Annotated in this window: 22 protein-coding genes and 1 tRNA gene; 15 read left to right on the forward strand and 8 right to left on the reverse strand. The window is 55.7% G+C overall.

The features are described 5' to 3' along the window. Positions 1–18 precede the first annotated feature (18 nt). From B5D61_RS12625 to B5D61_RS12635, 3 genes are all read right to left on the reverse strand, one after another. On the reverse strand, positions 19–3,210 hold the full coding sequence (locus tag B5D61_RS12625) for an efflux RND transporter permease subunit (RefSeq protein ID WP_078813757.1): 3,192 nt from the start codon (positions 3,208–3,210) through the stop codon (positions 19–21). 34 nt (positions 3,211–3,244) lie between these two features. Beyond that, positions 3,245–4,516, reverse strand: a complete 1,272-nt coding sequence (locus B5D61_RS12630; RefSeq protein WP_078813758.1) for a TolC family protein — start codon at positions 4,514–4,516, stop codon at positions 3,245–3,247. 192 nt (positions 4,517–4,708) lie between these two features. Further along, positions 4,709–5,200, reverse strand: coding sequence for a hypothetical protein (locus B5D61_RS12635; RefSeq protein WP_139373237.1), 492 nt, complete (start codon positions 5,198–5,200; stop codon positions 4,709–4,711). Positions 5,201–5,363: 163 nt separating this feature from the next. On the opposite strand from B5D61_RS12635, the gene B5D61_RS12640 reads away from it, so the two are divergent. Genes B5D61_RS12640 through B5D61_RS12650 form a run of 3 tightly spaced genes read left to right on the forward strand, consistent with a single transcriptional unit; the run spans position 5,364 to position 8,105 of the window. Next, on the forward strand, positions 5,364–6,440 hold the full coding sequence (locus B5D61_RS12640) for an alpha/beta hydrolase family protein (protein ID WP_078813760.1): 1,077 nt from the start codon (positions 5,364–5,366) through the stop codon (positions 6,438–6,440). A gap of 50 nt (positions 6,441–6,490) precedes the next feature. Beyond that, the gene (locus B5D61_RS12645; protein WP_078813761.1) at positions 6,491–7,141 is read left to right on the forward strand and encodes an HAD family hydrolase; all 651 of its coding nucleotides are present in this window, start codon (positions 6,491–6,493) and stop codon (positions 7,139–7,141) included. Positions 7,142–7,199: 58 nt separating this feature from the next. Further along, the gene (locus B5D61_RS12650; RefSeq protein ID WP_078813762.1) at positions 7,200–8,105 is read left to right on the forward strand and encodes a L,D-transpeptidase; all 906 of its coding nucleotides are present in this window, start codon (positions 7,200–7,202) and stop codon (positions 8,103–8,105) included. An 80-nt stretch (positions 8,106–8,185) separates the two neighbouring features. On the opposite strand, the gene B5D61_RS12655 is transcribed toward B5D61_RS12650, so the two are convergent. Further along, a complete protein-coding gene (locus tag B5D61_RS12655; protein ID WP_078813763.1) occupies positions 8,186–8,665 on the reverse strand; it encodes a cupin domain-containing protein in 480 nt (159 codons plus the stop codon). Between the two features lie 122 nt (positions 8,666–8,787). On the opposite strand from B5D61_RS12655, the gene B5D61_RS12660 reads away from it, so the two are divergent. The 7 genes from B5D61_RS12660 to B5D61_RS12685 all read left to right on the forward strand — a co-directional run bounded on the left by B5D61_RS12660 (position 8,788) and on the right by B5D61_RS12685 (position 14,963). Continuing rightward, entirely contained in the window at positions 8,788–9,243 is a 456-nt protein-coding gene (locus tag B5D61_RS12660) for a Fur family transcriptional regulator (protein ID WP_078813764.1), read from the forward strand. A gap of 28 nt (positions 9,244–9,271) precedes the next feature. Further along, the gene (sufC, locus tag B5D61_RS12665) at positions 9,272–10,027 is read left to right on the forward strand and encodes a Fe-S cluster assembly ATPase SufC (protein ID WP_078813765.1); all 756 of its coding nucleotides are present in this window, start codon (positions 9,272–9,274) and stop codon (positions 10,025–10,027) included. 18 nt (positions 10,028–10,045) lie between these two features. Further along, the gene (locus B5D61_RS12670) at positions 10,046–10,564 is read left to right on the forward strand and encodes a YcxB family protein (RefSeq protein WP_078813766.1); all 519 of its coding nucleotides are present in this window, start codon (positions 10,046–10,048) and stop codon (positions 10,562–10,564) included. Between the two features lie 44 nt (positions 10,565–10,608). Further along, entirely contained in the window at positions 10,609–12,045 is a 1,437-nt protein-coding gene (gene sufB / locus B5D61_RS12675; protein WP_078813767.1) for a Fe-S cluster assembly protein SufB, read from the forward strand. Between the two features lie 22 nt (positions 12,046–12,067). Continuing rightward, positions 12,068–12,427, forward strand: a complete 360-nt coding sequence (locus tag B5D61_RS26300; RefSeq protein ID WP_176159396.1) for a hypothetical protein — start codon at positions 12,068–12,070, stop codon at positions 12,425–12,427. A gap of 59 nt (positions 12,428–12,486) precedes the next feature. Then, the gene (sufD, locus tag B5D61_RS12680) at positions 12,487–13,845 is read left to right on the forward strand and encodes a Fe-S cluster assembly protein SufD (protein WP_176159397.1); all 1,359 of its coding nucleotides are present in this window, start codon (positions 12,487–12,489) and stop codon (positions 13,843–13,845) included. A gap of 182 nt (positions 13,846–14,027) precedes the next feature. Next, positions 14,028–14,963 (forward strand): endonuclease/exonuclease/phosphatase family protein, encoded by a 936-nt coding sequence (locus B5D61_RS12685; RefSeq protein ID WP_078813769.1) that lies wholly within the window; start codon positions 14,028–14,030, stop codon positions 14,961–14,963. Positions 14,964–14,969: 6 nt separating this feature from the next. On the opposite strand, the gene B5D61_RS12690 is transcribed toward B5D61_RS12685, so the two are convergent. Next, positions 14,970–15,518, reverse strand: coding sequence for a ribonuclease H-like domain-containing protein (locus B5D61_RS12690; protein WP_078813770.1), 549 nt, complete (start codon positions 15,516–15,518; stop codon positions 14,970–14,972). A gap of 5 nt (positions 15,519–15,523) precedes the next feature. Continuing rightward, on the reverse strand, positions 15,524–15,763 hold the full coding sequence (gene infA, locus B5D61_RS12695; protein ID WP_078813771.1) for a translation initiation factor IF-1: 240 nt from the start codon (positions 15,761–15,763) through the stop codon (positions 15,524–15,526). A 245-nt stretch (positions 15,764–16,008) separates the two neighbouring features. Here infA and B5D61_RS12700 point away from each other — a divergent pair. From B5D61_RS12700 to aroC, 3 genes are all read left to right on the forward strand, one after another. Beyond that, a tRNA-His gene (locus B5D61_RS12700) sits at positions 16,009–16,083 on the forward strand. A gap of 62 nt (positions 16,084–16,145) precedes the next feature. Then, positions 16,146–16,934 carry a ribonuclease III gene (gene rnc, locus B5D61_RS12705; protein ID WP_078813772.1) on the forward strand — a complete coding sequence of 263 codons (789 nt, stop codon included), beginning with the start codon at positions 16,146–16,148 and terminating at the stop codon, positions 16,932–16,934. A 241-nt stretch (positions 16,935–17,175) separates the two neighbouring features. Then, positions 17,176–18,258: a chorismate synthase gene (gene aroC / locus B5D61_RS12710; protein ID WP_078813773.1), complete on the forward strand. Its 1,083-nt coding sequence runs from the start codon at positions 17,176–17,178 to the stop codon at positions 18,256–18,258. A 17-nt stretch (positions 18,259–18,275) separates the two neighbouring features. On the opposite strand, the gene B5D61_RS12715 is transcribed toward aroC, so the two are convergent. Continuing rightward, complete coding sequence (locus B5D61_RS12715) at positions 18,276–19,088, reverse strand: glycerophosphodiester phosphodiesterase (RefSeq protein WP_078813774.1); 813 nt, start codon at positions 19,086–19,088, stop codon at positions 18,276–18,278. A gap of 60 nt (positions 19,089–19,148) precedes the next feature. Continuing rightward, entirely contained in the window at positions 19,149–19,739 is a 591-nt protein-coding gene (gene msrA / locus B5D61_RS12720; RefSeq protein WP_342753366.1) for a peptide-methionine (S)-S-oxide reductase MsrA, read from the reverse strand. Positions 19,740–19,942: 203 nt separating this feature from the next. On the opposite strand from msrA, the gene B5D61_RS12725 reads away from it, so the two are divergent. Together B5D61_RS12725 and B5D61_RS12730 are read left to right on the forward strand one after the other, a co-directional pair. Next, complete coding sequence (locus B5D61_RS12725; protein WP_078813776.1) at positions 19,943–21,361, forward strand: sulfatase-like hydrolase/transferase; 1,419 nt, start codon at positions 19,943–19,945, stop codon at positions 21,359–21,361. A gap of 171 nt (positions 21,362–21,532) precedes the next feature. Further along, on the forward strand, positions 21,533–22,552 hold the full coding sequence (locus B5D61_RS12730) for a hypothetical protein (RefSeq protein ID WP_078813777.1): 1,020 nt from the start codon (positions 21,533–21,535) through the stop codon (positions 22,550–22,552). The last annotated feature ends 83 nt before the right edge of the window (positions 22,553–22,635 follow it).

Raw genomic sequence — 22,635 nt, forward strand, 5'->3', positions numbered from 1 at the left:
TATAGGAAAAAGGGGCATTCAGACAGGCTGCACATGCAGCAGAGACACGTTCTGGGCGGGACGACCGGCTTTGCGATGCGTCTCCGCGGGACGATCTTTCACCCCCCAGCGATAAAGAACGGGAAGCAGAAATAAGGTGAGAAAGGTACTGCTGACGATGCCGCCAATGACGACCGTCGCGAGGGGCCGCTGAACTTCGGCGCCTGCCCCTTCACTGATGGCCATGGGGATAAAGCCGAGGCTGGCCACCAACGCCGTCATCATGACGGGGCGTAAACGCTGCAAGCTTCCTTCGTGAACAGCTTCCTCAGCATTTCGGCCTTCATTCCGAAGCTGATTGAAGCAACTGATCAGCACCACCCCATTAAGCACCGCCACACCGCAGAGGGCGATGAAGCCAATGGCGGCACTGATGCTGAACGGAAGGCCTCGCATCCAAAGAGCCAATACCCCACCCGTGATTGCGAGCGGGATGCCCGTGTAAATGATCAGGGTCTGAACGACACTTTTGAAAGAAGCGTGGATCAAGACAAAGATCAGCGCCAGGGCCAAGGGCACGACAATGGCTAAGCGTGCCCGCGCTTCCTGAAGATGCTCAAACTGGCCACCAAAATCGACACGATACCCTTCCGGTAGCTTCACCTGTTGAGCGATCTTAGATCGGGCTTCCGTCACGTAAGCTTCCGCATCCACGCCGCCAGCTAAGTCCACATTCAAACCCACTCGGCGGTGACCGTCTTCACGGCCGATGGCATCCACCTGCGGCACCTCCACCAAGTCGGCGAGGCGATCCAGAGTGATCAATGAGCCGTCTTGCGTCCGCACAGGTAAGGTCTTGATCACTTGGCTATCGTTGCGCAAATTTTCAGGAAGCCTCACCACAATGCTGCGGCGACGATCATGCTCCATCAAGGTGCCCGTGACATTCCCCGCCATGGCCCCCGTAATGGCCGCGTTGATCTCACCGGCCTCGACATTGTATTTCAGCATGGCAGCCCGATCTGCGCGCACTTCCATCACTGGCACGCGCCCCTGGGTTTCGAATTCCGCATTGTTCGTGCCGGTCATTCCCTCCAGGATGGATTTCACCTCTTCACCGATCTTTTCCATGACATCGTAGTCATCTCCAAAGATGCGCACGGCGAGATCTGCTCGTGAGCCTTCCAGCATTTCATTGAAACGCATTTGGATAGGCTGAGCAAAGTCGTAGTCCTGCTCAGGGACCTCTCGCGCGAGTTCTTCGCGAATCAATTCCGCCAGGCGATCACGAGACACAGGTTTGCCGTTTTCTTGCCTCCACGCCGACTGAGGTTTGTAAAAAATATAGAGGTCGTATTCCCCTGGGGACATCGGATCTGTGGCCACCTCACTGGTGCCGACTCGGGCGAAGGTCCGTGTCACTTCGGGGACTTGATCCACGAGATAGCGTTGCGTCTTGATGCAACGCTCCAATGAAGTTTTCAGGCTGGTGTTTGCTGGTTGATACACCATGGCCGTCCAGGAGCCTTCATTCAACGTGGGCACAAATTCCTGCTTTAGACCCACGAAGGTCCAGGCTGTCAGCACCAGCAATGCGGCGACGCCTCCGAGGACTCCCCAACGCCCACTCCACGCCGCATGCAGCATGGGAGCGTAGGCAGCTTTGGCCCAGCGCATCAGGAAGTTATCTTTCTCACTGATGGACCCTGTCAGTAGGAGAGAACACAGAGCCGGCATCAGGGTCAAAGCCAGAACTAAGGCCCCCCCCAGAGCCAGCATGACGGTGATGGCCATGGGATGAAACATTTTCCCTTCAATGCCTGTCAGCGCGAGAATCGGCAGGTAAACCAGCGTGATGATCAGAACGCCGAAAAACATGGGACTACCCACCTGTGCACCAGCGTCTCGCACTGCGTCTAGACGCTCCTTGGGCGTGAGCTTCCGGCCTAGCTCGTGTTGTTTTTCGCCCAAGACGCGAACGATGTTTTCAACCATTACCACGGCCCCATCGATGATGAGGCCGAAGTCCACCGCGCCTAAAGACATCAAGTTCCCCGATACACCTCCAAAAGTCATGCCGATGAGGGCGAACAGGAAGGAGAGAGGAATGGCCAAAGCGACGATAAGAGCTGCACGCCAATTGCCTAACAACATCAGCAACACAGCAATGACCAGAATAGCACCCTCGAAGAGATTGTGTTGGACGGTCTCGATGGTGCGATCCACGACCTCGCTGCGTGCATACTGGATGCGGATCACCAGTCCCTCCGGGAGTTTCTTTTGGAGTTCCTGCAGCTTTTCCTCGACCCTCTTGCTGATGATGCGGCTGTTTTCACCTACCAGCATCATCACCGTTCCAAGCACGGCTTCCTCACCATTCTCCACTGCGCAGCCAGTGCGGACATTACTGCCGATACCGACCTCAGCGAGGTCCTTCACCCGGATAGGCTCCACACCTGCGGCAAATTTCACCGGAAGTTGAGCGATGTCTTGAACACTGGCCACTTTAGTGACACTGCGGATCAAGACTCGATCTATTCCACGTTCGATCACTCCACCACCGGCGTTATCGACATTCTTGGCAATGATATCGGCCAACTCACCAAAGGTGAGGCCCGCATTCATGAGGGCGGCGGGTTTGGGCAAAATGACCAACTGCCGCTCATAACCCCCGCTGCTATTCACCTCGGCAACCCCGGGAATGGTGCGTAGAAAAGGCTTCACGATGTACTCGTGGGCATCCCTCAAATCCATGAGTTGACGCTCGCGAGATTGGTTTCGCTGCGATGCCTCCTTTTGATAATCTAAGGTGTAGTAGAGGATCTCCCCGAGGCCGGTGCTGATCGGCGACATCTCTGGGCTCAACCCTGCGGGCAACTCAACCTGCACCAGCCGCTCACTGACTAACTGACGCGCCCTAAAAATGTCCGTGCCATCCCGAAACACGAGGGTGAGTTGGGAAAGTCCAGACTTGGTTAAAGAACGAAATTCTTCCACACCTTGAATGCCAGCCAAGGCGAGTTCAAGAGGGTAGGTCACCAGCTTTTCCGTCTCCTCGGGAGCCAGGCCAGGCACTGCGGTGTTCACCTGTACCTGCGTATTGGTGATGTCAGGAACAGCATCCACAGGCAGATGCAGGGCCGAGAAGATACCGGCACTCATAAGGAGGAGCGCTCCCATGATGACGAGAAGCCGGTTTTTTAACGAGAACTCAAGGATGGAGGAGATCATGAAACAGTAAGCTGGTTGATCTTATGGTTAGACCTCAGTTCTGTTGGACGACTGCTTTGGCCGACCGACCCTCATCGGCTTTCATCGGACTACCGATGAGCCGCTCCAACTCCATGCGGTGCTTCCACGCACTGCGGCGGGATTCGATCAGCGCATCCATCGCCTCGAGGTAGCCCCGCTGCATTTCCACATAGGTGGCCGCAGGGACTGCACCAAGACGGAAGTGGCGATCTGCTTCGGTTGCTGCATCACGGAATTCCTTTTCGCTCTCGGGCCGCCATTGAGAAAGAGCCGACAACTCAGCCACATAGGCCGAGCGCGAGACGGCTAGATCCCGTTCTAAGTCTCTGAGTGCCGCGGCCAGGAGGGCTTCTGCTTGCTGAGCCCTCGCCTTTTCTGCGGCCACCTGGCCTTTGTTTTTACCCCAGAGAGGGAGAGGAATGGAAAAAACCACCCCCCCTTCGATCTGAGTGCCCCCTGCGTGCTGGCCAGCCATGTAGGGGCCAAAGGTAATGTCGCCCCACCGCTCTGTTTTTGTGAGGTCCACTTTCAGGCCCTGTTTGGCCACTTCGAGTCTTTTTTGCTGAAGTCCGAAGTTGGTTTTCGCCGCTTGCTGTTTGAGCGTTTGCAAAGACCTGGCTTCAGGAAAAGCAGTGTCTGCATCTGCTAAATTCAGACGCTCTTCCGGAGCTAGCCCACAGAGCACCGCTAACCCTGCCGAGGCCGCATCCGCTTCTTTCGCAGCTTCTGTCAGTGTTCGAGTGCTCGTCAGTAAAGCAGCTTCCAGAATGCGTCTCTCCAGCAGGGCACTGACTGCCCCGGTGTCCCGTTGTACCAGCACTTCGATGAGACTGCGCAGCCGCTCTTGCACACTCCTGGCAGCGGCTTCTTTCCGGCGCAGTAGAACCACGTCTCCTGCCAAAGCGCGCACCTGATTGCCAAGCTGTGATTTGCATTGTTCAAGCCCCAGCTCAGCGAGAGTGATGTCCTGATCCGCGATCGCTTTACGCAGCGCCAATCGACCTGGAAAATCAAAGACCTGCGCGATCTCGGCACGCCAGACAGCGCCGTCTGTCTGGCCTGCGATGCTCATGGCACCCGTTTCCATCGAGAGGACAGGATCACTCAGCCGAGCTGCGGAGAGCCGCCCTGCGCGGGCCGCTTCGATCTCTGCCTCATAGAAGCGGATTTCTGGATTCTTATGGAGAGCTTCCTGGACTAGGTTTTGCGGTGTCCAGTCTCGGGTTTGGGCATGGGCAGGCGCCACCACGAGGCAGGCCCCCATCAATGACAGGAACATTTTCATGAAATTTGAAGTGAAGAGTGAGGCAATGGGAGCCGCCGGTATGGCTCCTGAGCGCAAGGCATCAATGACCTCGGTTAGGAGGCACGTGATAGCTACCTGCGCGCTATCGATGACCGGCTTTTAGTTAGGCCGTCATAGCATGGTGTCCGCATCACAGGCTGGGCCTGTCACAAAGACCATGCTTATCCATCTTCAAATCACGAGCTGCACCGTGGACAACGATTTCCGTTGTGAGGTGCTGAAGTTCTGAGGCTCATCCCGTAAGCGCAGTTTGGCCACGAGCTGAGTCTTGATTGGCTGTGGTCTCCACAGAATCAAAGCTGATGTCGCTAGATGATTTAGCGTCGCCGCTTGTTTCACAGACGACTTGGAATTTTGTCTTTCCGTATTGGCTTGGCCGCTCATGTGAGCAGCTACCAGATTATGATCACCCGTGGAATCCGGCCGACAGAGGCTGACAACTACACGCGCTAAAGCGCCAGTATGATCACAAACTAAAGGGGTATAATTTCCCCGGTTGTGGTGCAATAGCAATTGCGTGCCATGATCAGACTCCTGTACCTGAATGCTATGACTGCCATCTAGATTGGCCAAGATGAGCATGGTCGCAGGCATCAACGAAGTCCCTGTGACGGCATAGGCCATCAAAAGGAGTGATGCGATAAAACGACGCTTGAAGCTCATAGCTATATAACGATGTGATCTTACTGAGGAAACGTCAACTGATGCAATAAAAATTCAATCAAAAACAAAAGAATGTTAGGCTGCATTTGATACTCACTCGCATTTAAGCAGATGCCATGCGAGCGGGCACTTGCCGCCCGGCTCCGTCTGTCTAATCTGCCTCATGTTTCGTTCATTCTTTTTTGCTTTTGGTTTCATTTTAAGCGCCAACGCCACAGAGCCTGTTCTCAAAGGTTGGCAACCTGAGGTAAGGCGTATTGAAATTCAGAGCAGCGTGGACCAATCGCTTCAGCCTGCATTGACGTGGTCCCCTGCATCTAAAGAAACCCAGCCCTTGCTTGTGGGACTCCACACCTGGAGCGGGGACTACACTCAAGCCTCCAACGGTCGCAGCTATGCTCAATGGTGCATGGATCGTGGCTGGCACTTCATCTACCCGCATTTTCGGGGTCCTAACCGCACCCCTGAAAGCATGGGCAGTGACCTAGCTGTGCAAGACATTGTGGATGCTGTCGAGCAGATGAAAAAGACCCAGCGTGTGGACACGAACCGCATCTACCTGATCGGAGTGAGTGGCGGCGGTCACATGGCCATGCTCATGGCAGGCAGACATCCTGAGATCTGGGCTGGCGTCTCCGCTTGGTGTGGCATCAGTGATATCGCCGCTTGGCACAACGAACATCTGACGGACGGCACGCCCGACAATTACGCTCGCAATATTGAACAAGCGCTAGGCGGCCGACCCACCGCAGAGCGATTGGAGGACGCCCGCAAGCGTTCCCCCCTAACTCACCTCGCTCAGGCCCGCAACGTGCCTTTGGACATTAACCACGGGATTCATGATGGACGAGTCGGCAGTGTGCCGTTCCGTCATGGCTTGTTTGCTTTCAACAAAGTTGCCACTGAGCCTCTAGCCCCGACCGAGATCAGCGCCTACTATGAAAGCCAGCAACGTCCCTCGAACTGGACGGCACCCGATGCAGATGCACTCTACGTCGGCCTACCTCTAAAGAAACCGGGCATGTCGGCTGAACTCGCCCACCAGCCCGTGAGCAAGCCTGTGCTTTTCCGTAAGGTTTCAGGTAACGCGCGGATCACCCTGTTTGATGGCGGACATGAGATCCTCTATGCCCCTGCGCTTAATTGGCTGGCGCTCCAGCGCAAGGGGCAGGCCGCTGTTTGGCAGATTTCAAATCCGCTCCCCGTGGGTCCTGAAGCCGATACTCAATCCGGTCTGTAAGAGAAGGGCAGACACTTGCAGATGCGGGATTTCCGCGCCATGCAGGGACCATGCTGAAAGCTTTCATCTTCGATCTCGATGGCACCTTGATTGATTCCCTGGCCGACATTGCCGGGTGCATCAACCGCATGCTTGAAACCCGCGGCTTTCCGCCCTGTCAAGATATCAGCATGTTTCGCCAGATGGTCGGCGATGGCATGGAGAAGCTGGTGGAGCGTGCCTTGCCCGAGGCGGAACGCACCCCCGAGATGATCCGCGTCTGCACGGAGGAGTATCGCGCGTTTTACGACGGGCATTGGCAAGATGAAACTCGCCCTTACGAAGGCATTACCGAGATGCTGGCCAGCCTGAAAGAGCAGGGGATCAAAATCGGCGTCATTTCGAATAAAGCCCACCGCTTCACGGTGCCGATGACCGAACACTTCTTCGGCCAGGGTTACTTTGATGTCATTCTTGGTCAGCGAGCCGAGGTGCCACGCAAGCCTTCCCCTGAAGGCGCGTATGAGGCTGCGAGTTTACTCAGGCTCTCAGTGACGGAGTGTGCTTACATCGGAGACTCCGGTATCGACATGGCCTTTGCAAAAAGTGCCGGCATGGTCGGCATCGGTGTGGATTGGGGATTTCGCTCCGTGGAGGAGTTGCGGGAGCACGGCGCTACGCGCATCATTTCCCTCCCAAGCGATTTACTGGAAATAAACTAGCATGAGGTGCTACTTCTTGAGGCCCACGGCGTAACAGCTTACAATCCCCACAAAATTTATGCTTTTCCCCCGCGCGTTGCGCTTTGTCACTCAAACCTCGGCTTTGGCCGCTGTTCTCTGGTTGACCGCTTGCCAGAGCCCGCCCGAAACTCCCCCACCTGCCCCTGAAGCCGCGAAGAAGCCCACGGGGCTTTTTGAATGGTATGAGGAAGGGAAAAGCATCACCTCCATCACCATCAATGTCGATGAGCAGAAGGCCGCTCTCTATCACGGTAAGAAACAGATCGGCTGGACCTATGTGGCCACCGGCATCACCAGCTTCCCCACCCCCACAGGCGAGTTCAAGATCATCGAAAAAGTCGCCAACAAGGTTTCCAACCTCTATGGCAAGGGCTACGATGCGAATGGCAAGCTGATCAATTCAGACTTCAAGCAAGGCCGTGATCTCCTGCCACCAGGAGGCCGTTTCGAAGCCGCGAAGATGACCTACTTCATGCGACTCACCAATGACGGTGTCGGCATGCACATCGGCCCCATCCCACGCCCTGGACGTCGCGCCTCGCATGGTTGCATCCGCCTGCCTTCGAAGATTGCCGGGACCATTTTCAGCAACGTCACCCTGGGCACCCCCGTCACCATTACGGGCAGCGGTCCTGACTATGCGACCTACCTGAAGCAGTCCAATGCCAAGGCTAAGGCCAATGCCGCTAAACTGGCCGACGCGAAGAAAAAAGCCGCTGAGGGCAAAGTCGCCGAGGCTGCTAAAGAAACTGCCGAAGCCACCACGCTGACCGCGGATGATCCCAATGGTCCTGGTGCTGCCGCCACAACCACCATCACAACCTTGCCAGCCACCCCAGTAGCGCCTGCCGCACCAGCGGCTCCTGCCCCGGTAGCACCAGCTGCCCCCACAGCCCCTGTGGAGGAGATCAAACCTGCTGTGCCGAACGATCAAGCCCAGTAATCAAGCTCATCCAGCTAGGATCTTTGTTCCAATTCCACGCTGCCGCGAACAACGGCAGCGTTTTTCTTTTCCAGAGCCTCTCACTCTTCCCCCTGGAAATAATCCACCTCCTTCATTTCGAAGACTTTACGCTGCGGTTTCAGCAGCCATTTACCCGAGTCTGGATAGTGAATAATATCCGCCTGCGGTTGATCGGCGATGACCAGGAAGGTGAGATCCTCAGAACCTGAGTTGATAAGCTGGTGCGCATCTCCCGGTGGGAGCACCAGATAATCTCCCGCTTTCACGGGCTCCTCATGGCCTTCTCCATGACGCAGCGTCCCCTGACCGGCAAGGATGTAATATGCCTCCCACTGAGCACTGTGCTCATGCAGGGGAAAATTGATCTTTCCAGGTGGAACTCGGTGAATCTCCACCTCGAAGGGATGCCCACCTCCCCAAGTGCCGGTGTCTTTACCGCAGCCTGCGGCCTGGGAGAGGGCACGCCTCAAGACCCCGTATTTCCCCTGGGGTGAACTTTGGGCATTCCAGGGCAAGTCATCGGCGGAGACACGGGTCATGGCAGTAAGCAAGCGAGCTTTCTTGCACAAAAAACCATTTTTTACGTCTTAAAAAGCATCTCCCACTTGCCAAGTAGGCGTTCTCAATACAGTTAGAATCATTCCAATTCTAATTCTAAACCATGGCCACCCCATCCCCACGATCCACCTCCAAGCCTAGCGGCTTGGACTGCCGTCTGGCTGTGCTGGGCACAGACGCCCGGCTCACCCCGCATCGTCGCGACGTTTTTCAGGCACTGGCGGAGTCCAACGACCACCCAACGGCTTACGACCTCTTCACCCGCGTGAAGGAGCGCTCCCCCAGCATCTCTCTGGCCACGGTCTATAACTGCCTGGATCACCTCACTAGCCACGGCCTGATCCGTCAGGTGCAACTGGAGCGCGGCCAATCCCGCTACTGCGCCAATCTGCACGAGCACGTCCACTTTCACTGCGAGACCTGCGGCAAAGTCATCGATGCCCACCCGGCAGCGGATTTTGACCCCGCCAAATTCTGGAACCTTCCGGCTGGCACCAAGGTCACTCGTATGGACATCGCCATCCATGGCACCTGCGAAGTCTGCGCCGCCAAAGCCTAACGCCCAACCCTTTTTTCAAAACGCCCACATGTCCCTCGAAATCAAAAACCTCCACGCCCAGATCCCCGGTCGCGAAATCCTCAAAGGCCTGAACCTCACCATCAATCCCGGTGAAGTGCATGCCATCATGGGGCCGAACGGCTCAGGCAAAAGCACACTCAGTAAGGTGCTCTGTGGCCACGAAGACTACGAAGTCACGGGTGGTGAAGTGCTATTGGAGGGTGAAAACATCCTGGAGATGGAAGTGGATGAGCGCAGCCGCGCCGGTCTCTTTCTGGCTTTCCAGTATCCGCATGAGATTCCCGGCGTCAGCAACGCCAACTTCCTGCGTGCTGCTCTGAAGGCTCGTCTGCCCAAGGGTGAAGACATCGATGCGATCAAGTTTTACAAGCAACTGTACGCTCGCATGGACCAGCTGGAGATGGACCGCAGCTTCACCAGCCGCAGCGTCAATGAAGGATTCTCCGGCGGTGAGAAAAAGCGCAATGAGATCCTCCAGCTCATGATGCTGGAGCCGAAGTATGCCATTCTCGATGAAACCGACTCCGGCCTGGACATTGACGCCCTCAAGATCGTCTCCCGCGGCGTCAATGCCATGCGCAGTGAGAACCGCGGCTTCCTCGTCATCACTCACTACCAGCGCCTGCTGAACTACATTCAGCCCGACATCGTCCATGTGATGATCGACGGCCAAATCGTCCACACCGGCGGTAAAGAACTGGCCCTCAAGCTGGAAGAGAAAGGCTATGACTGGGTCAAGGAAGAGCTGCTGGCAAATGCCTGATCTGCCTAACTGATTTTGATGAACGAAGAGATTACAGCTTCTTGTAAGTGGGACGTGGTATCACACCTCCCTTCTTTCAAATGGGCTAACTGGGGAGAGCGCTGGCGCTTGCCTGTGCTCGTTCTCATGGCTGTAGGCATTTCGTTTTATCTTCTGTGGTTCATTGCCAAAAAAGACCACATCGCTTTCCAGGACATTATGCCCTGGGTTCTAATGATTTGCGCCTGCGGATACGCATCCAAGAGGATACTCGGTTTTAAAGCCGAATATATTCGTCAACTCAAAGCAACTCCAGGCTATGGCCAAATGGCAGTTTGGACAATAAATGAGGAGGGGTATGAAGAACGTCTTTCTTCCCACCACGCTTTCATCGCCTGGAAAGATGTCTGTGAATCAAAAGTGACGCCAGATGGTGTCATGATTTTCCTGCCTGAAGGCACCTTTAATTGGCTTCCAAAGAGAGCCTTCTCTGAATCTGACTATTCCCGCTTTCTCGGCTTCATTGCCTCCAAAACCAAGCATTCCAAAATCAGCTGATCTGGACTGCTGACTGAATACTGAACCCCGAACACTTTCTTCTTATGGTCACTGCACCCGAACACGACATTCCCGACATCCCGGATATCTCGGACATCCGCGTGGATAGCGTGGGTGATTTTACTTTCCCCGAGCGCAACAAATTCGACTCCGGTTTCGGCATCACCGAAAAGACGGTCGATTACATCGCTGACGTGAAAGGCGATCCCGACTGGATCCGTGAGTTCCGTCACAAGGCACTCAAGGTTTTCCAGAGCAAGCCCATGCCGACGCATTGGGCCACCAAGGACCTGGAAAACATCAAGTTCGATGAGTTCCGCTACTATCTGTCCGATGGTCAGAAGCCCAAGCGTTCCTGGGATGAAGTGCCTGAGGACGTGAAGAAGACCTTCGACCGTCTCGGCATCCCTGAGCAGGAGCGCAAGTTCCTCGCCGGCGTGGAGGCTCAATACGACTCCGAAGCCGCCTACTCCAACATCAAGGCAGCGGTGGAAGAGCAGGGGGTCATCTTCGTGAACAGCACGGAAGGCCTCCACAAGTATCCTGAAATCTTTAAGAAGTGGTTCGGCAAAGTCATCCCGACCGGGGATAACAAATTCAGCGCCTTGAACAGCGCCGTGTTCTCCGGTGGTTCCTTCATCTACGTGCCTCCTGGCGTGAAGGTGAAGCATCCCTTGCAGGCTTACTTCCGCATCAACTCTGAGCAGTTCGGTCAGTTTGAGCGCACGCTCATCATTGCCGACGAAGGTTCCGAAGTGATGTACATGGAAGGCTGCACGGCGCCGAAGTTTGAAACCGCGACCCTGCACAGCGCTGTCGTGGAGCTCGTCGCCATGAAGGGCGCGAAGATTCAGTATGTGACCGTCCAGAACTGGAGCAGCAACGTCTTCAACCTCGTGACAAAGCGCGGCATCGCCCATGAAGATGCGGAAGTGCGCTGGATCGACTGCAACATCGGCAGTCGTCTCACCATGAAGTATCCCGGCGTCATCATGAAGGGCAAGCGCGCCCGTGGTGAGGTCATCAGCATCGCCCTGGCCAACAGCGGTCAGCACCAGGACACCGGTGCCAAGATGGTGCATGCGGCGGATGAGACGACCAGCAACGTCATCTCCAAGTCCATCTCCATCGGTGAAGGTCGCTCCACCTATCGTGGTCTGGTGCACATCCCCAAACACCTGAAGGGCTGCAAGAACAACACGGAGTGCGATGCGCTGCTCATCAACAGCAACAGCCGCACCGACACCTACCCGGCCATCAGCGTGCGAGGCAATCAGCACTCCACCCAGCATGAAGCCAGCGTCAGCCAGGTGAGTGCCGACCAGATCTTTTACCTCATGCAGCGCGGCTTGAGCGAAGCTGAAGCGATGAGCCTCTCCGTGAACGGCTTCATCAACGATCTCGCGAAGGAATTCCCAATGGAATACAGCGTGGAACTGAAGCGCCTGATCGACCTCGAAATGGAAGGCAGCGTCGGTTAGTCAACCTCACCATCTGGTGACGATGTTTAAAGACCCCACACCCACAGAGCTAGACTATCGGCAGGCGGCGCAGAACCCGGCTGCTTATCAACTTCTGCTTCACAAGCTCAAAAAGATGAAGCGTCTCCATTTAACGAGTGCCCTATGCCTGTTTTTTGTGGGTGTTATACACAGCCTCCACCACCTATCTGCAACACCCGGTGCTATTGCTGAGTCTCCGACATTCTACAGAGTGGCCCCGCTGATGACAGTATTCCTTTTAATAAGCGCCTTTTTTCAGATTGGCCAATGGCATGCTCTTCGGGCGCAAATGATGCTTCTGTCCTTTGTGGATGCTCAATCGCAGATGAATTTGACCCCATCCCTGCCTCAAAAACTCTGACCGGGTTTCCCTTTTCCGGCCCTGATCGCAGCACTGTGTGCTGTTCACTTATTCCCCCAATGTCTGCCACCCTTTCTCCCACTTTTAAAACCCCAACCGCTCCTGTGTCTGAAGCTCCCGCCATCCCCGCCGCCTCTGGCTTAGAAATCATCGCTCCTGTCCGCGAAGAAGCTTCGGCTCCAGGTTGGTTCCTGGCACGCTCAGAAGCTGCGTGGGCTGAGTTTCAAAAGCTGCCGCTGCCTAGCCTCAAGGATGAGAACTGGCGTTATTCCAACGCCAAAAAGATCGAGCTGGCAGATCATTCGCCTGCCACGGTGCCGACTTCGGCTCAATCGCACGCCGCCTTGGCTGTGACCGAGGGTTTGAAAGAACGCGCAGCCCGCTTTGTCTTCGTCAATGACACCTTGGTGGAGTCTGAAACCACAGGCCTACCCGCTGGCGTCACCTGCTTGAGCTTGGCCGATGCCTTGAAGGCCCAGCCGGATCTTTTGAAAGAGCACTTCATGAAGGGTGATCTGCCCCTGGGTTCGGGTAAGTTTGCGGCGCTGCACCTGGCGCATGTCAAGGCAGGGACTGTGATTTTAGTTCCCAAGAATGTGGAGATCGAGAAGCCCATCGAAGTCTTCCACTGGGTGGTCGGAGATCACGCCGCCATTTTCCCTCACACCCTCGTGGTGGCCGAAGATCATGCGAAGGTGAGCGTGGTGGATCACTACCGCAGTCTGGAAGGTGAAGGCGGTCTGAGCATTGCCATTGCCGATCTCGTGGGAGGCCCAGGCAGCAAGATCACGTATGCAGCCTGCCAGGAGCTGGCCGATGATGCTCAAGCGCTGCACCTCTCCAGCATCACCGCTGGACGCGATGCCAATGTGAAGAGCTTCCAGGTGCAACTGGGTGCGTCCTTCAGCCGAAGCGAGAGCGTGAGCGACCTTGTCGGTCAGGGAGCCCGTAGCGACATGCTGAGCGTGTCTCTGCCGATCGGTGACCAGATCGTGGATCAGCGCACCCTGCAGCGTCACAAGGCCCCGCACGCCACCAGTGACCTGCTCTACAAGAACGCCCTGTATGGGAAATCCCGCAGCGTTTTCAGCGGCCTCATCATCGTGGATGAAGGTGCCCACTACACGGACGCTTACCAGACCTGCCGCAATCTCGTGAACAGCGATGAGGCCGAGGCCAACAGCCTCCCCGGTCTGGAGATCAATGCCGACCAAGTGAAGTGCAGCCACGGCAGCACCAGCGGGCCTATCAGCGACGAAGAGCTCTTCTATCTAAAGGCACGTGGCATCTCGGATCGTGAATCCCGCCGCCTGATCGTGGAAGGCTTCCTGGCCGATGTCATCGAGCGCTTTGGCAATAGTGAGGTGCTGGACAGTCTGGTCGCCCGCATCGACGATAAGCTTGAGCGCACGGTCTGAACTTTTGCTACTGAGTAAAACAGTGCACTAAGAGGAAGCGGAGACGTATCTCCGCCTCCTTTAATGGCGACAAAACGGCGCTGGTAGAAACGCCACCAAGAAGGCCCGCGGTCCTTCAGCATCGCACGGTCATGCGGGATCTTTAGTTGCAGGCAGGAGTGCCCGCACCACTTTGCGAGGACATGATCTCCCGAGTGCTGCCTTCATTTCATTTCCTGGGCTGGACAGCTTTGGTCGTGGGATTGGTGCTGCAATTCGGTATCAAAGATCGATATCCAGTCATCGATCTATTGTTTTATGCCATGCCCAAACCGTGTCTGTTGGCCCTCGCCGTCGCACTCTTAGTTTGGCCTAGATCTGGCCTGAAGGCCCGTGGATGGGCTGGTGTGTGCGCGGTAGGCCTCGGTGCCCTCTGGGTTCATGGATCATGGCGTGCAGAGTATCCGACACCCAGCCTCCCACGTGTGGAAGCGGAAGAAGTACACATCCTGTTCTGGAATCTATGTCGCCCTTCGGGCCTCGATCAAGAGATGGTGGATCTGATGAAGGAGTTTCAACCCCACTTCGCGGCTTTTGTCGAACCGGGTAGGATGAATCTGGAAGAGTTTCGCCATACTTATGAAGGGCTACTACCGGGATATCAGATGACCTGGATGCCTCGTGGCATTCTCTGGTTTTCACGCGTTCCTTATCGCTACCGAGCCCAGGGGAAGCTGGAGAGCATCGGCGCTTTTGCTCGTTTCGAGGTTCAAGGTCTAGGACCTGACTTCCCGGTCGTCGTGGCGGATGTTTATCCGCTTCCGTTTCGTTCGCGCGAGGGTCAATTGGCTGAAGTGCTCAACCATGCGCAAAGCCGCTCCGATGCCATCCTGATGGGTGACTTCAATACCCCCCTAGAATCTGTTTGGCTGAAGCCTTTTCGCGAAAACTACACGCATGCCCTGGAGGCCGCTGGCGAAGGATTCAAAGAAACATGGCCCCTTGGTCTGCCCTTGCTCAGTTTAGATCATCTTTGGTTAGGCCATGATTGGGAAGTCGTCGAGGCGCGCAAGGTCTGGCGTCTGCCCGCGAGCGATCACGCCGCCCTCTTAGTGACTCTGAAGCGAGTCCGAAACTAACACGCTTCAATCCAGCGTCCAGTCCACTTCGACCTGCTGCTCACGTCCGTTGCGGTCGTGATACTTCACGAAGCCATTCTTGGCACCGAACTCATGCACGCACTTGGTGACCTTGACGTCGAAGGCACAGTATTCAGCAATTTCAGCCATTTTTCCCTGCTGCCACCAGCGGATGGCTTCGAGTCCGTCAGCGGTCTTACCCGTGCCGAGACTGGCCGCCGCTACAGCTTCCAGTTTCAAACGATGGCCGAGCTTCTTTTCCAGGTCCACCAGGAGATCGAGGTCACGGACTTGGTCACGGAAATCGAAGATGGTGTGGCCCATCAGGACCTCGTAGTCGAAGCTCACATGATTGAAGCCCACGACGAGATCCGCACGGGTGAGCTGATGGATGAGATCACCCGCTTCTTCTTCCAGATAGATGCGGTATTCACCCAGCTTGGTGCTGTAGGTCACCCCCACGGAGATACCCATCTTATGCTTGTTTCCCCAACCGCCGACATCATTGGCGGTGCGGCGGGTTTCCAAGTCGAAATAAACGATGTCCCGCGCCATTGAGGTCAGAGACGATAGACGATACGCGCCTTGTCCATATCGTAAGGCGACATCTCAATCTTCACATTGTCACCGATGACGAGACGAATGAAGCGTTTGCGCATCTTGCCAGAGATGTGGGCCAGTACTTCGTGACCGTTCTTCAGCTTCACGCGAAACATGGTGCCCGCGAGCACAGCCGAGATGACCCCATCCAGCTCGATGGCTTCTTCCTTCTGTTTGAGGTCGTCTTCCGGCTCAGGCATGGGACGACGTGAAGGTGGGCCACCACGGCCCGACCCAGAACGGCGTGAACCGCCGCGGTTATTAGAGGAACGACGAGGAGGAGGCATAGAGAAACGCTAGACGGTCTCTTCGGAAACCGTGCCTTAGAGTGCTGCGCGAGCCCCGCATTGACAACCTCTAATTTCCCCAACGATGCATTGAGCTCGAAAAAGTGCTGGCGCGATCGTTCGGAAGCATTATATATCCCATCCACTGTTTTAAGATGGTGGTCGTAGCTCAATGGTAGAGCCCCAGATTGTGATTCTGGTTGTTGCGGGTTCGAGCCCCGTCGATCACCCCACCTTGACTGTTCACGTTGACAGTCACTCCAAAACAGGCGTTTTGACGGAAAGTTCCCTCTTCATGGAAACGCTCGATTCGATTTTCGGTTACACCTTTCGGGACCGCTCTCTCCTCACCATGGCTCTCACCCATGGCAGCGTGGGTTATGAGGCCCAACGCTCCCAGCCTGACAATCAGCGCCTTGAGTTCCTAGGGGATGCCGTGCTCCAACTCATGCTGTCCGAGTTTCTCTATGGCAGGCTGCCAACGGCAAACGAGGGAGAGCTGACCAAACTAAGGGCTCAGATCGTCTCCACCAAGGCTCTCGCTGCTTTAGGCCGTCAGATTGGCTTGGGCCGCTTTCTCATCATGGGTCGGGGAGAAGCTGCGAATGGGGGGCGAGATCGCGAAAGTTGCCTGGCCGATGCACTGGAGGCCATCGTGGGTGCTGTCTATTTGGACGGAGGCCTCATCGGTGCCCAGACGGTGACACAAAAGCTCTTCCTTCCCGAAGTGGAGCGGCTGCTCTCCAATCCCGGGAACCAGAATCCAAAAGGGCAACTTCAAGAGATCATTCAGGCCGTTGGATCCGCCCCACCACAATACGAGATTGTCAGTCAGTCAGGGCCCGACCACGCCAAGTCTTTTCTGGCTCAGGTGAAATGGATGGGCAGCGTTCTCGGTCAGGGAAGCGGCAGCAGTAAGAAGGAAGCCGAAGCCCAAGCCGCTATTTCAGCGCTCGGCGCTCAGAACTTGGGAGAGCGTCTGAATACTTTGGTTGAGCAGAATATTAAAACCACTGAAATTTCCAAAGCAAACTGTGAGCAACTTGGCGATAAGTCCGAGCAAGTCTGCGAGCAAACCTCATAAGTGAGAATTGTTCTTGAGCATCCACAGCTTTTTCGCAGTTTTGTGCGCAGTCTTGCCCCTCGTGGAACGGGCACAGATCAAAGGAAGAACAGGGTTATTGAAGTTATCCCCACCCTATACGGTTAAGGAGATTGGATATGTAAATCATTCTCCAATCATAAGAGGTGTGCAAAACAGGCATAACTCACTCAAGACACCCTTTGCTTGCACAGACACCTGAGCCGCCCATCATACGCTTCTTATGTCCAGCAGCCTCGGCACTCTCTTCCGCATCAGCACTTGGGGTGAATCCCATGGACCTGGGGTTGGTGTGGTCATTGATGGCTGTCCCCCCAAGGTGGCACTGAGTGTGGAGGACATTCAATATGAGCTGGATCGCCGTCGTCCTGGGCAGAGCAAGATCGTTACGCCGCGCAAAGAAGATGATAAGGCAGAGATCCTCTCGGGGGTGCTGGATGGCCAGACTTTAGGCACGCCCATTGGCATCCTGGTGCGCAATACGGACCAGCGTCCCTCTGCCTACACGGAGATGCAGCAGGCCTATCGTCCTAGCCATGCGGACTACACCTATGATGCGAAATATGGCATTCGCGCTGTCTCAGGCGGAGGACGATCCAGTGCCCGCGAAACGATTGGGCGTGTGGCAGCCGGGGCGATTGCTCGAAAGGTTCTGCAGCAATCTCTGCCGGGTTATGAATGCCTCGCTTATGTGAAGACGATTCAGCATCTTGAGGCCAAGGTGCCGACGACTCTGACGGCGGAGCTGATCGAATCCAACATCGTGCGCACCTGCGACCCCGAGGCTGCGGAGAAGATGATTGAGCTCATCGAAACCGTGCGCAGCCAGGGCAACAGCGTTGGCGGTGTGGTGGAGTGCGTGGTGCGCGGTGTGCCCGCTGGCCTGGGCGAACCGGTCTTCGACAAGCTGGAAGCGGATCTCGCCAAAGCGATGATGAGTCTGCCTGCGACGAAGGGTTTTGAGATTGGTAGCGGTTTCGGCGGCACTTTGCTGACGGGTCTGGAGCACAATGACGAGTTCTACATGGATCACGGCCAAGTCCGCACGCGCACGAATCGCAGCGGTGGTATCCAGGGTGGCATCAGCAATGGTGAGGAGATCGTCTTCCGCGTCGCTTTCAAACCGACGGCCACAGTGCTGCGTGAGCAGAAGACGGTGACCAATACAGGAGAGGAAACGACGCTGGCAGCGCGTGGCCGCCACGACGCCTGTGTGCTGCCTCGTGCCGTGCCGATGGTGGAAGCCATGGTTCACCTCGTGCTGGTGGATCACTGGCTGCGTCAGCGGGCACAGGTAGAAGCCTGAGACTGCTTGTGAATCCGTCAGGGTGTGGGACTTGGTTTCGCCAAAAGGCTGCTCGGTGTATCTGAGCAGATGATGCTGGCACCCCAGAGCACCGCGAGATCGGCATCCTCCTTCTCACGGATGGGCCAGAGGGAGAGTTGCAGACCGGCATCTTTGATCTTGCGCGCCATTTGACGCGTCGTGGTCTGAATCGGCACGGACATGCGGCCGCAGCCGAGCTGTTTGGCCTCGGCGATCATCTCTTCGGTCGGGGCCTTGCTACTGAGATACCCGGTGAAAGCCTCGGGGGCGATGCGGTGGATAGCGGCGAGTGCGCGGTGATCGAACGAGATGAAGCAGAAGGTGCCCGGGGGCAGCATGTGGCTGGCGGCTTCGTAGAGCTTCTGGCAGTAGGGCTCGACGGCTTCGTCTGGATAGGCGGCCTTGTCCGTCGTTTTCATTTCCAGCATCAGATAGACGTCGGGTTTATCGTGAAAATAGCGGAAGAGATCCTCCACTGTAGGCACCGGCACCTGATGATTTTGAGTCTTCAGCTTCTGGATCTCCGCCAGGGTCATTTGCTCGACCTTCCCAGCGCCATTCGTGGTGCGAGAGACGTCGGCATCATGCATGAGAACGAGATGACCGTCCTTCGTCAGCCGCACGTCCACTTCATAACCCAGGATACCGTGTTCATAGCTATAGCGGCAGCCTTCGACGGTGTTTTCGTCAAATTCATAGCCCGCGCCTCGGTGAGCGATCACCTTCACGCCATGATAATCGGCGGCGAGCACAGAGCCTAAACTGGCCAGGAGAACTAGGGAAAGGGTGGCGAAGCTGGAGCGAAGCATCACGAGAGAAAGCCCAAAGGGTGAGGGATCTGAAAACTCAGGAGCAAAAGTGGAGCGGGATCACTCCACTTCTTTGAATTTGCCTTCTTTGGCCAGCTTGGCGCGGAACTTCGCCACTTTGGGACTGACGACGACGCGGCAGTAGCCTTGGTTGGGATTGTTGGCGAAGTAGTCCTGGTGGTAGTCCTCAGCGGGGTAGAACTTTTTCAAGGCTTGGATCTCGGTCACGATGGGGCCATCGGTTTCTTTCTGCGCCTCCTTCATGGACTCTTCCGCGATCTTTTTCTGTTCTTCGCTGGTGTAGTAAATGCCGGAACGATACTGCGTGCCGATGTCGTTGCCCTGGCGATTGAGCGTCGTGGGATCATGCGTGATCCAGAAGAAGTCCACGATTTCTTTGTAGCTGATCACGGCTGGATCGAACTCGATCTGCACCGCTTCGGCATGGCCGGTCTCGCCTGAGCACACTTCCTTATAGGTCGGATTTTCGGTGGCGCCGTTGCAGTAGCCACTGACGACCTTTTTCACCCCCTTGAGCATTTCATACTGTGCTTCGGTGCACCAGAAGCAGCCCCCTGCGAGAACAGCGATTTCAGTTTTGCCGGCAGGGGCTGGATCCGCGGCGAGGGCTGGTGAAAGGGCAGTGGACATGGCGGCGAGGAGAGACAGGAAGGTTTTCATGGTCGCTAAAGGATACGCAGGTGGCGACTACTCATTGCGTTACGATGGCAGTCAAACTTTCAGATGTGAGTGGTTTCAGGCATGGGAGATGAAGGACCGCTGTTTATTCCAAGGCGGGCTTAGTCTCGACTTTAGCAAGCAAGTTTTCTATTCTCTGGAAAACCTACCCCACCATGAGAACGCTGCTTTTATCTTGCTTCTTGGCTGTTTCTTCGGCTTTGGCTCTGGAGACAGAACCGCCCAACATCATTCTCGTCATGGCGGATGATCAGGGCTGGGGAGACATGGCTTACAATGGCCACCCTCATCTGAAGACGCCCAACTTCGATGCCATGGCCCGTGAAGGCATCCGCTTCGATAACTTTCATGCGGCTGCCCCTGTTTGCTCACCTACCCGAGGCAGCGTGATGACGGGCCGCACTCCAAATCGCTACGGCTGCTTTTCCTGGGGATACCCTTTGCGTCCGCAGGAGATCACGGTGGCAGAGGTGCTGAAAGAGGCTGGTTACACCACAGGACATTATGGTAAATGGCATCTGGGCGGTGTGCAGAAAGCGAGTCCGGTAAGTCCGGGTGCGAGTGGTTTCGATCATTGGATCTCGGCACCGAATTTCTTCGATCTTGATCCCATCCTCAGTGACGAGGGAGTCGCCAAGCAATTCCAAGGAGACAGTTCCGATGTTACGGCTGAACTGGCCATTCAGTTCATTCGCCAGCAAACTAACCAAAAGCAGCGTTTCTTGGCCGTGGTTTGGTTTGGTTCGCCCCATAGCCCGCATCAGGCTCTGGAAGCAGATCGCGCGCTGTATGCAGATCAGCCGAAGAAGGTGCGTGACTTCTATGGTGAGATTACGGCCATGGACCGTGCTTTTGGCCGTCTGAGACAGGAACTCCGAGACCTGGATATCGAGGAAAACACCGTGCTCTGGTATTGCAGTGACAACGGCGCCCTCCCCAAGATTGGCTCCGCAGGCGAGCGTCGGGGTAATAAAGGCTCGGTCTATGAGGGAGGACTTCTCGTGCCTGCGCTGCTGGAGTGGCCTGCCCTTTTTAAAGAGCCTCGGGTGATCACCGGACCTTGTGTGACCAGTGACATTTTGCCAACGATCATGGCGATGACGCAGGTGAAACCGGAGAAGTCTCTCAAGCTGGATGGCATCAACCTGTTACCGCTTTTGGAAGGCGCGGAGAAGGAACGCAGCCAACCGATTGGCTTTTGGAATGCCCAGAAAGGCGGGATTAAAACACCATCGGAAGAATGGATGAAGGATCTGCTGGATGCTCAAACCAAAGGCGAAGAACCCCAAGATCCCGAACGTCTCTTTGCGAATGCGGGAGTGATTGACGATCCAGTGCCCGTGGATCATTTTCCTGGTCATTCCGCATGGTTAGACGGTTCGTGGAAGCTGCATCGCATCGAGGATAAAGAGGGACGCGTGGAGTGGGAACTGTATGACCTGAGCGCCGACCCCACCGAAAGCCGAGTCCTCTTTGCCGAGCAGCCTGAGCGCGTGCCGCAGATGCAGGCTGCTCTTGAAGAATGGCTGGAGAGTGTAGCTCGCAGTCTGAATGGTGAGGATTACCAACCTTGAGTTAGGCCAGAAAAAGAAGTTGGAAAAAAAGTAATCCCTGTCTGTAACGGCGGCGGAGAAGTCGTGCATTCCCCTCACGAAGCGACTGCTGGCGGATGAGACGCACGAATGAGCGAAACGGATGCCAGATAAAGCTGAACCTAAACTTCAAATCTGAATCCTCGACTCTTCATGAAAACGACTTCCTCTCTTTTGCTCGCTCTTACGCTGCTGAACACAGCTCAGGCGGGACTCATCACAGATCCTCTCAGTGTCACGACCGAAGGGTATCCACTCATTTTACAAGGGCTCATCACGGATCCACTCAGTGCGTTGGATCCCCAGTTCCAAGTGCCTCCCTCAACCAGACAAGAAGGCTTCCGTCCCGCCGCTGCAACGGGTGAACCCCAGGAGCCACGACAGACAGAAAATGGCGGGCATGCTGTCCAAGTGCCCGTGGATTATCGCAGCGATTCGGGGATGCTTCCTCTGAATGTGGATGAGATGGGTGAGCCTGTAGGTTATCGTCGGTTGGATGACGGTTTTATTCCGAGCATCGTCGAGAATGGCTACCGTGACACACGCTTTCCTAACGACCAAGCTCAGATCGTCATCAAGGCTGAGTTTCCAGACTATCTGCCTCTGGATGAACGGCTCCCCATCGAGCTGGATGAAAATGGAGTGCCGGTGACAAGAGATTTCGCGAATGGAACCGATGTATTGGACTGGATTGTCGGCCTTATCGGCGATCTCTCCACCGATAGCACCTTGCGTCTCAGTGACCTCATGATGAATCCCGAAGTCCATGCAGCACTTCATGCTCCAGGACCTCAGGGAGACGAGCTGCGTGGATACGTCGACTGGCTCATCATGACCGGCTTGGTGATTGGTTTTGATGGCATGGATGGCAGCGATGATCTCTATGGAGATCAAGGCGATGACGAGTTGGCAGATCAGGCGGGTGACCAATCGACCGAACACATCATCTTGGGAGGTCCTGGTGGTGATACGCTTCAGCCTTATAACCCATCGGTCATCCTTGGCGGTCCTGGTGGCGACACCCTCCAGCCCGATCACTCATCGATCATCTTGGGAGGTCCTGGCGGCGACACCCTCCAGCCTTATAATCCATCGATCATCCTTGGCGGTCCTGGTGGCGACACCTTGGCTGGAGATTCTCAGGATCACAATCCTGACGTCTTCAATGATTGAATTCCACCGCTGATCTTCAAAACCCGGACTCTTGGAAACAAGGTCCGGGTTTTCTTTTTCAAACCTGTAACGCTGAACCTCAG

Origin of the sequence: Prosthecobacter debontii, assembly GCF_900167535.1 — a bacterium.
Taxonomy (GTDB): domain Bacteria; phylum Verrucomicrobiota; class Verrucomicrobiia; order Verrucomicrobiales; family Verrucomicrobiaceae; genus Prosthecobacter; species Prosthecobacter debontii.